This is a genomic window from Caballeronia sp. M23-90 (assembly GCF_053574605.1).
Genome location: NZ_JBSIPA010000007.1, coordinates 34,974 through 47,318, shown reverse-complemented (window position 1 = coordinate 47,318; position 12,345 = coordinate 34,974). Strand labels below are relative to the sequence as shown.

Below are 12,345 nucleotides of genomic sequence, written 5' to 3'. Positions count from 1 at the left end.
AGAAATGGCGGAAGCCGGCTTCGCGAGCAACACGCAGGTAGTCATCGTCGAAGAAACCTTGCGGCCAGCACAAGTGATCCGACACTTCGCCCATGCGGGCGCTGAACGCTTCGCGAGCATCGATCAGCATGCTGCCGGTCGCGCCGAACATCATCTTCGATACCCACGCTTGCCCTTGCAATAGCCAGTCGCCCAGGAACGCGACTCCGAGCATCGCGGCGAGTCCCGCAGCAACGATCAGCAACGCGAACATGCTCCACGGATCGCGTGCCCGATCGGCTTGACGGGACACGAGCGCGCTGCCGGCCACGAGTCCGCAAAGATAGGTCGCAAGCACGATGGCAAACGCGAAGCTCCGTGTGCTGATGAACTGAACGATGGCTTGGGACCAGACGACTTCATAGCCGAGCGCAATGCCGCCGGCGATGGCATACAGAACCAGCGCCAGCCGGGCGCGATTCCTTTCTTCGCTGGTTGGGGCCATATCGACAGGCGTAGAAGCGGGTACGTACCGGCTGAGAACGAATGAGAAAATTGCTGCCGCAGCGTTCAACGCGGCCGCGGCGATAGCGCTGCCTTGCACGCCGAGCGCGGGAATGAGGATGAACGGAGCCGCGAGTGTCCCCGCGATAGCGCCCGCGGTATTGGCTGCATACAAACGCCCGCCTGCACGCCCGACGTCGCCACTCAGTGGAGCGACGGCACGCATCAAAACCGGTAGCGTGCCGCCCATCAACACGGCGGGCACGCCGACCAACGCGAACGGAAGCGCCCACGCAAGCACGCCGATATGATCCTGCATCGTGGCGAACGAGCGCGCCGAATGAGCCAGCGCGAGCGTCGTGCCAACGGCCAGAATGAGTGCAAACGATTCTAGCCACGCATACACGTGCAGCGGATGCTTTTGCCGGTCGGCAAGGCGTCCGAATAGCCAGCCGCCCAGCGCGAGCCCCGCAAAAAAAGCGCTGACGCCTGTCGTCACGGCCTGCACTTCAGCGCCCACGACGAGCGCGAGCTGCTTGATCCAGAGCACCTGGTAAATCAACGATGCCGCGCCCGATGCGAACAACATCAACGCGGGCCACGAAATATTCAGTGAAGGACGGGCCGGCTTGCCGGTCTGAGCGAACGCTTCCGGACGTCGTGGTGCACTTGCGCGTTTATCGCGATGTTGCGCCTTGGCACGCGTGGCAAGCGTCTGGGTCATGGTCGAATCAGCAAATGAGCCGCGTCCACCGGCTGTGAGACCGGTGGACGCGGCGGGTTGAAAACATGCTCAACGCGTTGCCTGAACACTCATTCCAGGCCGCGCTTCTTGAACGACTCATCGATCTTCTTGTCCACCTGCCGGCGCACGCCGTCGACGCTGAAGCTTGCCGGCCTCTGGCTCGGCGGATAGTTGACGAAGGTCTGCAGGAACGTCGATGCCTTTAGTGTGGCGACGCCATTCAGGTAGACGTTTTTCGTCGCCCAGTCGTTGTACTGATCCGAGGTGATGTCGGCTCGCTCGTACGGATCCATACGCAGGTTGAATAGCTTTGGCAGACGCAGGCAGATGAGCGGGTCCTGCCAGATGTTCAGGTTCCCTTGCGCGCGCTGCTCGCAGAACACAGCCTTCCACGCAGTGCCTTCCGAATCCCATCGCATGGCAACGAGATCGCCGTCGTCGTCGAAATAATAGAACTCGGTCCGTGCTCCCTTGGGTGACTTGCCTGTGAGATACGGCAACTGGTTGAAGCCATCGAGGTGATTCTTGAAACTCGTCCCGCCGGCTTTTGGCGACCAGCCTTTCAGCAGCCGGTCCTTCACGCCGCCATCGCCTGCTGCGGCAAGCAACGTGGGGAACCAGTCGAGCCCGGAGAACAACTCGTTCGATACCTCTCCCGGCTTGATCATGCCCGGCCACCGAACCATTGCAGGGACGCGGAAAGCACCTTCCCAGTTGGAGTCTTTTTCACTTCGGAACGGCGAGGTCGCGGCGTCGGGCCAGGTGAATGCATTAGGTCCGTTGTCCGTGGTGTACACAACAATGGTGTTCTTCGCGATCTTGAGATCGTCCAGCAGCTTCAGCAGCTTGCCGACGTCCTGATCGTGCTCCCACATGCCGTCAGCGTATTCGTTGCCCCGCATGCCGCTTTTGCCCTTGAACTCCGGCCGCACGTGCGTGAAGACGTGCATGCGCGTGAAGTTCATCCATACGAAGAACGGCGTATTGGCCTTCACCTGCTTCGTGATGAAGTCGGCGGCTTTCTGGCCCGTCTCGTCGTCGATGGTTTCCATGCGCTTTGCATTGAGCGGGCCAGTGTCTTCGACCTTGCCGTCAGCCGTGCTGTGAATCACGCCACGCGGAGAAAAGTTCTTCACGTAGGGATCGTTCTTGTCCTGCGGCCAGTTTTCGCGGTCGGGTTCTTCCTCGGCATTCAGGTGATACAGGTTGCCGAAGAACTCATCGAAGCCATGATTGGTCGGCAAGTATTCGTTGCGGTCGCCAAGGTGATTCTTGCCGAACTGGCCCGTCGCATAGCCCAGCGGCTTGAGCGCCTGCGCGATGGTGATGTCGCCCTTTTGCAAACCGACCGGTGCGCCCGGCGCGCCGACCTTCGAAAGTCCGGTACGCAGCGGAGTCTGGCCGGTGATGAACGACGAACGCCCGGCGGTGCAGCTATTCTCCGCGTAGTAGTCCGTGAACATCATGCCTTCAGCGGCAATCCGGTCGATATTCGGCGTCCTGTAGCCGACTACACCATGCGCGTATGCACTGATGTTTGCCTGACCGATATCATCGCCGAAGATCACGAGAATGTTCGGCTTGGACGAACTCTGGTTAGCCGGTCTGGCTGCGCTGGTTGCGGCGGGTGCGGCGGGCTTGACCGCCCCCTGCGTCTGCGCGGTCAGCCTGGTGGGAGGAACCACCAGCGCGATCACTGCCGCGAGGGCGACAAGCGATACCCCCAGGGCATAGCGCCCCTTTCGAAAGAACGGTCTCATCGTGTTGCTCCATGACGTTGTTGCCGGTCGTTGCTTCTCGCTTGTAAAAACGATGCGCATGACCTGATCGATCGCGAGTCCCTTGCTGATCGTTATTGCTTTTGCTATTGCCCTGTGCCCGGGTAAATCGTCTGCCAGTCGTCTTTCATGCTCACCACGGTCCAGCCGTCTTTCATGGCTTCGTCCCAGGCTTTATCGAGCTTGCCTACCTTCGATTGCCGGTCGTACGCGAACTCGCGCGTGGCGTCGTCGTGATGCACGAGCAGCGCGAGATGCGGACCGGCGCCCGCAGCCGTGTACTGCAGCATCTGCAGATCGCCGTCCGAGTTGCCGAACGCGAGGATGGGCTTGCGACCGATGTTCCGATAAATCCCGACTGGCTTGCCCGGACCGTCATCGACGAAATCGAGCTTCGGCATGCGTATGAGCGCGGGCTTGCCATCGACGAGTTCGTACTTCACGACCTGACTCGATCCGATCACCTGTTCCGGCGGAATGCCGTAGACCTTTTCCGCCCAGGGGCGCATGAACTCGATCGTCCCGCCCGACACAATGAACGTCTTGAACCCGTTCGCGCGCAAGTAGCCGAGCAGTTCCAGTTGCGGCTGATAGACGAGCTCGGTGTAGAGGCGTTTGAATTTCGGGTGTTGCGCCGTTGCAAGCCAGCCGCGGATGGTCTTGTCGTAGTCATCCACGCTCATGCCGCTGTTTGCAACCGCGATCAACTGCATCAACTCCTTTTGCTGACCGGCGAGCGCGCCGTAGTCCTTCGCGACCAGCGCCTTGAACGCCGGATTGCTCTTCCATTCCGGATGACTCGGTGCGGCTGCCTTGACCTGGTCCAGCATGAACACAAACTGGAAGTACAGCGGCTGCTCGCTCCACAACGTGCCGTCGTTATCGAATACAGCGATACGCTCTGCAGGCGGAACGAAGTTTGGCGAGCCTTCGCGCGTGACATCCGCTACGAACTTGCGGATGGTTTGCTTGGCCGCGCCGTCTCTCCAAGAAGGCAGCGCGTCGGACGTGCTCGCAACCGGCGCTGTGCTCGGCGTTGAGCTTGGAGCTACGGACGTGTTCGATGTGCCCTGGCCCGCGCAGCCGGCGAGGCAAAGTGCGACGAATGCTACGCCGGCATTTGCCGATAAACGGGTGAGCCAATGGCGTCGGGTGTGAAGCAGCATCGAGCGTGTCCATCCGAAGTAATGCGATCAGTTGACCGGCGCGTCTAACCGCCCGGCACGTCGGCGCGCGCCAACTGCTGGTGCTTGTGCAGATCTGCCCACGCGCTCTCGTCCATGACCAGCCTGAAACCGAGGTGCGACATGCTGTTGTAGGGGTCGGTACCGCGCCGTGCGCTTGGCCGGTAGCTCAGGCAGTAGTCTTCGTTGCAAAGAAACGATCCGCCGCGTGTCACGCGTTTGGGCGCTTCAACGGGCACGCCTGCATCGGCCGGATCCCAGGAATTCGACGGTCCCACGGGGTTCTCCACAACGCTCGTAGCGCTCGCCTCGCGCCTGAACTGATCCGCCCGATACCAGTCGGCAACCCACTGCCACGCGTTGCCGGTCATGTCGGAGAGGCCGTAGCCGTTGGCCGGGAAAGTGCCCACAGGACTGGTTCCCACTGCGCCGCCGGCCTTCGGATTGACGACGGGAAACGACTGCGGTTGCTGCCCTTGCCACACGTTGGCCATCTGCTTGCCGCCGGGTGCGAACTGATTGCCCCACGCATAGGTGGCCTGCTCCAGACCGCCTCGTGCGGCGAACTCCCATTCCGCTTCGGTGGGCAGGCGCTTGCCGGACCACTTGGCATAAGCCTGCGCATCTTCATAAGAAACCTGCACCACAGGGTGATCGTCTTTCCCCGCGATGCTGCTGTCCGGTCCGCTCGGATGACGCCAGTCGGCGCCCGGCACATAGCGCCACCAGCGCGAATAATCTTCCAGCGGTACGGGCTGACCTGTGCCGACAAAAACCATCGCGCCCGCGACCATTGCGCTGTCAGGCGGTCGTGGCGTGCCCGGCGGAAGCTGGACTTTCAGCGATTCCCAATCGGGTTTCTTTTCCGCCGTCGTGACATAGCCGGTTGCTTTCACAAACGCGGCGAACTGGGCGTTGGTAACGTGATGACGATCCATCCAGAAACCATGCACACGTACCTTGTGCGCCGGACGTTCGTTCACTTGCGCCTGCTTCGAGTCGCTTCCCATCTCGAACTGGCCGCCCGGAATCCACGCCATTTCCAGCGGACCACGTGATCCATCGCCGAAAACGATCTGCGGATGTGGCGTCTCGTGCGACTTCACGGCCAGACTGACTGCCGCGCCCACCACCGCCGGTGCGAGGACCAGCAAGGCACCCCAAAGCACCAGCTTGCGCCACGGTTTTGCAACGCGCGCCGATCTCTGATCGCTGCCTGCAGTAGCTGTTTTCACCGATGCCGGTTTGCGTACGCTCATGGCTTGTTCTCTCACGCGGGTTCGACGTGTCGCGCCGATTGGCGCATGAATTCAGTCATAGTTCGGAAATTTGCGCAGGCGCGATTCCTGTTTCTTATCGCGGTGGATTAAATTAGTATTTCTAATAGTCTGATTCTGACTAACGAAAAATGGACGTTATTCATGGCTTTAAAAGCTTGCGTCTTTGATCTCTTTCAAACAGAAAAATCGGAGAGGCGTGCTTCATCACATACGCTAGAAGGGCCGCTTCAAGCGATGCCGAATCCTTATTCACTGTTCCGACGTCACCGTCATCAGTAACCACCAATCTCATATTTGCCAGAAGCAGGCAACAACTTTTCTACGGCACTTCGAGGATTTTTTAGCGGTCGCTGAATCTTTGACGAACGGGCCAACGTGCATTAACGTCCGGGAGGACAAGCGGTATCAGCCGGACATCCGGGATTGAAACGTTCAGGGGATTCAGGGCCATGCGTGAAACGATCCTTCGCTTCGAAGCGAGCGTCTGCGAGGCAATAGTCGGGCAAGAGGCAGTCGTCCGTCAGGTTCTGATCGCGCTTCTCGCCGACGGCCACGTCCTGCTCGAAAGCCTCCCCGGGCTCGCGAAGACGCGTACGGTCAAGGCGATCGCCACGCGGTTGGCGGCGAGCATGAGCCGCATTCAGTTCACGCCCGACTTGCTTCCGTCCGACATCACCGGCGCGGAGACGCTCCTGCAGTCCGGTACCGAACGAACGCTGCGCTTTCAGCCCGGCCCCATATTCGGCAACCTGATTCTCGCCGATGAAATCAATCGCGCGCCTGCCAAGGTCCAGTCCGCCCTGCTCGAGGCGATGGAAGAACGGCAGATATCGGTCGCGGGACAAACCCACGCAATGCCCGAGTTGTTCCTCGTCATGGCAACGCAGAATCCGATCGAACAGGAGGGGACCTATCCGCTGCCCGAGGCGCAGATGGATCGTTTCCTGTTCAAGGTGCTGATCACGTATCCATCCCCTGAAAGCGAGCGCGAAATGTTGCGTATGCTCCGACGTGAAAGTAACGACTCGCCCAAGGTCGCCGAGACGCTTGCTCAGGACGTCATCTTCGAGGTGCGCCGTGCCGTGCGGCAAATCAGGGTAGCACCAGCTATCGATGAATACATTGTGTCGCTCGTCAATGCGACGCGGCATGGCGCAGAGCTGGACCCTGACCTCGGCAAGTGGATCGAGATCGGCGCAAGTCCGCGGGGCGCGATCGGTCTTGATCGTGCGAGCCGCGTGCATGCGTGGCTTGAAGACCGTAGCTACGTCACGCCCGATGACGTGCGCGCTGTCATCCATCCAGTCCTGCGTCACAGGCTGATTCTTTCCTACGATGCCAACGCCGACAACATCAGCGCTGACAGCGTGATCGATCGTCTCATCGAAAAAGTGGCCGTACCGGCATAAGGCGCGGGAGGACCATCATGGTCGTGGCATCCGGGTCAGATATTGGCCGCGTGTACGTGGACGCGGCGCACCTCGCCAAGCTCGAATTTCGTGCGCGCGGGTTGAGTTTCATCGCGCCGGCGCCGGTGTCGAGCATTCTGTCGGGAGGCCATGCGTCGCGTTTGCGCGGACGCGGGCTCAACTTCGAAGAGATCCGCGCTTATCTTCCTGGCGACGACATTCGCCACATCGACTGGAAGGTCTCGTTGCGTCTGGGCAAGCCGCAAATTCGCGCTTATACGGAAGAGCGGGACCGGCCGCTGCTCGTCGTTATCGATCAGCGCATGAGCATGTTTTTTGGATCGAGCCGCGCGTTCAAGTCGGTCGTGGCGGCGGAGGTCGCGGCGCTTGCGGTGTGGATGGGATTTGCTTCGGGGGATCGTGTGGGCGGCGTGATCTTCGACGACAGCAGCGTCGTTCGCATCCGCCCGCTGCGCAGCCGCAGCCGCATCAAGGTTCTGTTCGGCACCATTGCACGCATGAACCAGGCGCTGCATGCGGAAAGTGCCGCGAGAACCAATTACGATCAACTCGATGCCGCGCTTCAAGGCGTGTTGCAGCTTGCAGGACACGATTACCTGATCTGCATCGTGAGCGATTTTGCGGGCGCCACCGAGCGCACGCGCAAGCTTTTGCGCCAGTTGGCGAGGCATAACGATGTAATCGCTGCAATGGTCTTCGATCCGCTTTGGCAGCGCATGCCGGAACATCGCGCGCTGGTTGTCAGCGAAGGACGGCTGCAAGTGGAATTGCGTATCGAAAAGGAAAAGGTGAGGGCGCCGCTTGCCGAACTGTTCAAGGATCGCACCGATGAAGTCGCCGCGTTGCTGCGATCGAGCGGCGTGCCGCTGATGGCGTTATCGACCGATGAACCCGCGGTCGATCAGGTACGCCGCTTGTTCGGCGAACGCGTGCGGCCGACGCTTGCGAGCGGCTTATGAGCGACACGCAAAACGCTTCGCTGCGACCCGACGGCACACCGGCCGCACTCACCGCGCTGCAGGAATTGCCCCTGCCGGATCCGGTCTCGTGGGCGCCACAAACAGTCGGATGGCTTGCGGTTTTAGTCGTGTTGCTTTTGGCTGCGCTTTGGGCCGCCTGCGCAGGATGGCGACGTCACAAGAGGGCGCTTTACAGGCGGGTTGCACTGGCCGAGCTTGGTCAGATCGAAGCGGCTTTGCATGACGCATCCGTCCGTGCGGCGACGCTCACCGCCATTCCCGCACTCATCAAACGAACATCGCTTGCAGCGCGTCCAAAGGAACACGTCGCCGCGTTGAGCGGTGACGCGTGGCTCGAATTTCTCAAGCGCACAAACGGTCATTTCGATGAACGCAGCGGCGCGCTGCTGACGCTGATCAGCTACGCGCCCGCTGAACAGATCGCGGCGCTTCCAAAGAAAGAAGTCGACACGTTGCTAAGCGCGACACGCGACTGGATCGAGCGCCATCATGTGGAAATTTGACTTCCCGTGGATGTTCTTGTTGCTGCCCGTGCCGCTGATCGTATGGTGGTTCGCGCCGGCGTGGCGAACGACTACATCGGCCATACGCATGCCGTTCTTTCACGAAATGGCGCAAGCAGCGGGTGAAGAGCCCGCGCCCGGCGGTGTGCGTTTGCGGCGCAATGTCCTGCAGCGCCTGACAATGCCGCTGCTCTGGGCGATGCTTGTCACGGCCGCGGCAAAGCCGGTATTCGTGGAGCCGCCCGTTACCCACGATGAACCCGCGCGAGACCTGATGCTTGCAATCGACCTGTCTCAATCGATGAGCACGCGCGACTTCGTCAACCCGGCGACGGGCGAACGCATGGACCGGCTGACGGCGGTCAAGGGCGTGGTGAAGGAGTTCGTGGCGAAGCGCAAAGGGGATCGGATTGGCGTGGTGGTATTCGGCGAGGCCGCGTATCCGCAAGCGCCGTTGACGCTGGATCATGACAGCGTGCTGTTGCTGCTCAACCAGATGCAGATCGGCATGGCGGGCCCGCGCACGGCGATAGGCGATGCCATTGGCCTGACGGTCAAGCTCATGGACAAGTCGCAAGCAGAGGAGAAGGTGCTGATCCTGCTGACCGACGGCAACGATACAAGCAGCGCCATTCCGCCGGAACGCGCGGCCGATATCGCGAAGAATCACAAGCTGATCATTCACACGATAGGCATTGGCGACCCGAGCGCAACGGGCGAGGACAAGGTCGATCTCGATGCGTTGAAACGGATCTCGGAGATCACCGGCGGCGAGTCTTTTCACGCGCTCGGCAATCCGCAGGAACTGGCGGACGTCTACACGACCCTCGACAAGATGACGCCCGAGAAAGTGAAGCGCGAGACGTATCGGCCGCAGCGTGATTTCTTCTGGATACCGCTTGCATTGGCGCTGTTGATCCTCACGCTGTATCACTGCCTGGCTTTGCTGCTTGCGGTGCTTCGTGCGCCGCGCCGTGAACCTGCGGAAAAGGTGGCGCATGGAAATTGATCTCACCGCATTTCATTTCCTGCGGCCGTACTGGTTATGGCTGCTGGTTCCGGCCGTGTTGTTGCCGTTCGCCTGGCATCGGAGAAACAGCGTGCATGCGCGCTGGCGGACCATCATTTCGCCTTTGCTGCTCGAACATCTGATTGTTGGCGACGCAGCGCGTCGATGGATCAAACCGGTGCATACGCTCGGCTTGTTTATCGGGCTGGCGGCCATAGCGGTCGCTGGTCCGACGTGGCAGCAAGAGCGGCCGCCGTTCAACCAGGACAAGGCGCCATTGGTGATCGTGCTCGAACTCGCTCATTCGATGGACGCAACCGATGTCGCGCCGACCCGCCTGGAACGCGCCAAGCAAAAGGTGCTCGACCTCGCAAACGCGCGCAAGGGTGCACGCACGGGGCTCGTGGTGTTTGCATCGACGGCGCATCTCGTCGTGCCGCCAACCGAAGACCCGGCCATGCTCGAGTTGTACTTGCCGGCGCTCACGCCTGCCATCATGCCGCGCGACGGCAAGAACGCTAGCGCGGGCCTCGACATTGCGGAGCAGCTTCTGGCGAATGACCCCGTAGCCGGTACGATCGTTATTATCAGCGATGGTTTCGATTCGGATCGTGCCGATGCGTTCGTCGCGAAGGCCAAACAGTCGCATCATCAACTGCTGTGGCTCGCGGTCGGAACAAAGGACGGCGGCGCGATTCGAGGCACGAATGGCGCGCTTGCGCTGGGGGCCGATGGTCTTCCTTTGATGGGTACCTTCGATGCCGACGGCATCGGCCGAGTCGCGCACGATGCAGGCATTCCGCTCGCGAGCGTGCGCGCCGACGCCGACGACGTCGCATGGGTCGAACGCCGTGCGCAAACATGGCTGGCGGAAGTCGATGAATCGAAACGCACGCCGCGCTGGAAAGAGGCGGGTTACTGGCTCGTGTTGCCACTACTCTTGGTCGGCGCGTTGGGCTTTCGCCGCGGCTGGACCGTGAAATGGCTGCCGGTCGTGTTGCTCGCACTGGCCTTCAGCGCAGCGCCTCGCGACGCGCAAGCGGCATCGTGGAACTGGGTGGACTTGTTCGCCACGCATGATCAACAGGGCCGCTGGTATTTCGAACACGCCGATTTCAAAGCGGCTGCGCAATGCTTCGACGACCCTTTGTGGAAGGGTCGCGCGTTATACCTTGCGGGCGATTACACGGGTGCGCTCGAGTCGTTCTCGAAGCTGAAGACGGCGCAGTCGTATTTCTACATTGGCAACTCGTTTGCGCATCTGGAGGACTATCCCTCTGCAATCAAAGCCTTCAGCAAGGCTCTGACGCTTCAGCCAGGCATGCGAGAAGCGACGTTCAATCGCGAGATGCTGAAGAAGCTTCTGGAAAAGCCCAAGCAGGAACCGCAAAAAGACGAAGAGGACGAAGAATCCGACGACATAAAAATCGAAAAGAAGAAAGGCAAGATCGAGCAGAGCACGCTGATTGCCGTTCCCGCCGAGGACGTCTGGATGCGAAATCTGAATACATCGCCGGCTGCGTTTTTGCATCGGAGATTCGAGCAGGAATCCGATGCCAATCCCGCGAGTGCGCCATGACCTCACGATGGATCTTGCGCCTATGTGCAATCGTGTTGCTATGCATCTCGATCACGTCGAGCTTCGCGCAAGACGCGCCCCGGCTCAAGGTTCGCGTGCATCTGGAACCATCGGGTACGGTGGTCGCGGGTTCGGACGTCAAGCTGATCGTCGAATGCCTGACAACGACGTTTTTTACCGACGCGCCCGACTGGCCGCTGTTCAATGTACCCGGCGCGTTTGTCGTTTTCCCCGATGAACAAGCGCAGAACCTTCACGAGAGCATCGACGGGGTCGAGTGGTTCGGCGTAAGCCGCGCTTACAGGATCGTCCCCCAGGCGGCCGGAACGCTCAGCATTCCCGCATTCCCGATTTCCGTTCATCCTGGCGGCTCGACTAGCCCGGTCACATTGACGACGCCCCCATTGAAGCTCGTCGCGACGGTCCCGGCAGGCGCTGAAGGAATGCGCGTGTTTTTTCCGACGGACAAACTGAGCGCGACGCAAACGATCACGCCGTCGCTACATGACCTGAAGGCTGGTGGATCGCTGACGCGCAGCATCACGCAGGTCGCCGCAGGAACCGAATCGATGCTGATTCCGCCGGTGGAGTTCGGCGAAATAGAAGGGCTCAAGCGATACGCAAAACCATCGTCGACCAAGAACGTCATTCAGGATCGTGCCGGTTTGGTGGCAGGCGAGCGCACTGATTCCGTGACTTACGTCATCGATCACAGCGGCAGTTTCAAGCTGCCGCCCGTGACAATCGAGTGGTGGAATATCGCGACGCAAAAAAGGGAATCAATCGCTTTGCCGGCCGTAAGTTTCACGGCGTTAGCTGCGAAGGAAAGGCCGCTATTCGATATTCCCGCAGATGCATTGTCCAAAGGTGGCGCGCATCGAATCCTGGTAATCGATCGTTGGCAAGCGATCCTGGTGGCCTCGCTTCTGATATTGGTGCTGGCTTTGATCTGGGTATATCCGCGGCTTGCGACACGCTTCAGGCATTTAAGCCAAGCGCTGCTGGATGCGCGAAAACGCCATGCGAACGGCGCCGGCCCGGCATGGCGAGCGTTGCGTCTTGCCGCGCGCAAGGGATCGTTGAAGTCCGCGATTCCCTTGCTTTATCGATGGATGGATCGAAGCCCTGAACTCAAGCACCCGGCGCGAGTGGACGAACTGAACTCGCCAGGCGAGCCACAGCTCAATGTACTAATTAGCGCCGTCCATGGACATTATTCTGATCAGCTTGAGACCAGGTTCGATTGGCGCAAATCGGAGAAGGCGCTTGACCGGACCATCAAGCAAAAGCGTAAATTACGTAATTCCAAGTCGCCGCTTCCGCCGCTCAACAAATACTGAGCCTTTAGAAAAGCGCTTCAGTGTCAAACCACGG

General features: G+C 60.3%; 9 protein-coding genes and 2 pseudogenes. 6 read left to right on the top strand and 5 right to left on the bottom strand.

The window, feature by feature from the left end:
- From ACRXB1_RS01890 to ACRXB1_RS01870, 5 genes and pseudogenes are all read right to left on the bottom strand, one after another.
- Positions 1 to 127 (bottom strand): annotated as a pseudogene (locus tag ACRXB1_RS01890) (polysaccharide deacetylase family protein); the annotation flags it as partial.
- 447 nt (positions 128 to 574) lie between these two features.
- Positions 575 to 1,072, bottom strand: a pseudogene (locus ACRXB1_RS01885) (fused MFS/spermidine synthase); the annotation flags it as partial.
- Between the two features lie 224 nt (positions 1,073 to 1,296).
- The gene (locus ACRXB1_RS01880; RefSeq protein ID WP_449490899.1) at positions 1,297 to 2,988 is read right to left on the bottom strand and encodes an arylsulfatase; all 1,692 of its coding nucleotides are present in this window, start codon (positions 2,986 to 2,988) and stop codon (positions 1,297 to 1,299) included.
- A 104-nt stretch (positions 2,989 to 3,092) separates the two neighbouring features.
- On the bottom strand, positions 3,093 to 4,172 hold the full coding sequence (locus ACRXB1_RS01875; protein ID WP_449490898.1) for an HAD family hydrolase: 1,080 nt from the start codon (positions 4,170 to 4,172) through the stop codon (positions 3,093 to 3,095).
- A gap of 44 nt (positions 4,173 to 4,216) precedes the next feature.
- Positions 4,217 to 5,449: a formylglycine-generating enzyme family protein gene (locus tag ACRXB1_RS01870; protein ID WP_449490897.1), complete on the bottom strand. Its 1,233-nt coding sequence runs from the start codon at positions 5,447 to 5,449 to the stop codon at positions 4,217 to 4,219.
- Positions 5,450 to 5,919: 470 nt separating this feature from the next.
- Between ACRXB1_RS01870 and ACRXB1_RS01865 the strand changes: the two genes are divergently transcribed.
- From ACRXB1_RS01865 to ACRXB1_RS01840, 6 genes are read left to right on the top strand one after another with little or no spacing between them, the layout of a single operon-like run.
- Entirely contained in the window at positions 5,920 to 6,879 is a 960-nt protein-coding gene (locus ACRXB1_RS01865; RefSeq protein ID WP_449490896.1) for an AAA family ATPase, read from the top strand.
- A gap of 17 nt (positions 6,880 to 6,896) precedes the next feature.
- Positions 6,897 to 7,859 (top strand): DUF58 domain-containing protein, encoded by a 963-nt coding sequence (locus ACRXB1_RS01860; RefSeq protein ID WP_449490895.1) that lies wholly within the window; start codon positions 6,897 to 6,899, stop codon positions 7,857 to 7,859.
- Complete coding sequence (locus tag ACRXB1_RS01855) at positions 7,856 to 8,383, top strand: DUF4381 domain-containing protein (RefSeq protein WP_449490894.1); 528 nt, start codon at positions 7,856 to 7,858, stop codon at positions 8,381 to 8,383. Before ACRXB1_RS01860 ends, ACRXB1_RS01855 begins: the two co-directional genes overlap by 4 nt.
- Positions 8,370 to 9,392 carry a vWA domain-containing protein gene (locus ACRXB1_RS01850; protein WP_449490893.1) on the top strand — a complete coding sequence of 341 codons (1,023 nt, stop codon included), beginning with the start codon at positions 8,370 to 8,372 and terminating at the stop codon, positions 9,390 to 9,392. The genes ACRXB1_RS01855 and ACRXB1_RS01850 overlap by 14 nt, the downstream gene beginning before the upstream one ends.
- Positions 9,382 to 10,971 carry a VWA domain-containing protein gene (locus ACRXB1_RS01845; protein ID WP_449490892.1) on the top strand — a complete coding sequence of 530 codons (1,590 nt, stop codon included), beginning with the start codon at positions 9,382 to 9,384 and terminating at the stop codon, positions 10,969 to 10,971. The genes ACRXB1_RS01850 and ACRXB1_RS01845 overlap by 11 nt, the downstream gene beginning before the upstream one ends.
- On the top strand, positions 10,968 to 12,311 hold the full coding sequence (locus ACRXB1_RS01840) for a hypothetical protein (RefSeq protein WP_449490891.1): 1,344 nt from the start codon (positions 10,968 to 10,970) through the stop codon (positions 12,309 to 12,311). The genes ACRXB1_RS01845 and ACRXB1_RS01840 overlap by 4 nt, the downstream gene beginning before the upstream one ends.
- Positions 12,312 to 12,345: the final 34 nt, after the last annotated feature.

Excerpts from the sequence above, each read along its gene's own strand:
- ACRXB1_RS01880 (WP_449490899.1), bottom strand. The coding sequence starts at position 2,988 with ATGAGACCGTTCTTTCGAAAGGGGCGCTATGCCCTGGGGGTATCGCTT.
- ACRXB1_RS01875 (WP_449490898.1), bottom strand. The coding sequence starts at position 4,172 with ATGCTGCTTCACACCCGACGCCATTGGCTCACCCGTTTATCGGCAAAT.
- ACRXB1_RS01870 (WP_449490897.1), bottom strand. The coding sequence starts at position 5,449 with ATGAGCGTACGCAAACCGGCATCGGTGAAAACAGCTACTGCAGGCAGC.
- ACRXB1_RS01865 (WP_449490896.1), top strand. The coding sequence starts at position 5,920 with ATGCGTGAAACGATCCTTCGCTTCGAAGCGAGCGTCTGCGAGGCAATA.
- ACRXB1_RS01860 (WP_449490895.1), top strand. The coding sequence starts at position 6,897 with ATGGTCGTGGCATCCGGGTCAGATATTGGCCGCGTGTACGTGGACGCG.
- ACRXB1_RS01855 (WP_449490894.1), top strand. The coding sequence starts at position 7,856 with ATGAGCGACACGCAAAACGCTTCGCTGCGACCCGACGGCACACCGGCC.
- ACRXB1_RS01850 (WP_449490893.1), top strand. The coding sequence starts at position 8,370 with ATGTGGAAATTTGACTTCCCGTGGATGTTCTTGTTGCTGCCCGTGCCG.
- ACRXB1_RS01845 (WP_449490892.1), top strand. The coding sequence starts at position 9,382 with ATGGAAATTGATCTCACCGCATTTCATTTCCTGCGGCCGTACTGGTTA.
- ACRXB1_RS01840 (WP_449490891.1), top strand. The coding sequence starts at position 10,968 with ATGACCTCACGATGGATCTTGCGCCTATGTGCAATCGTGTTGCTATGC.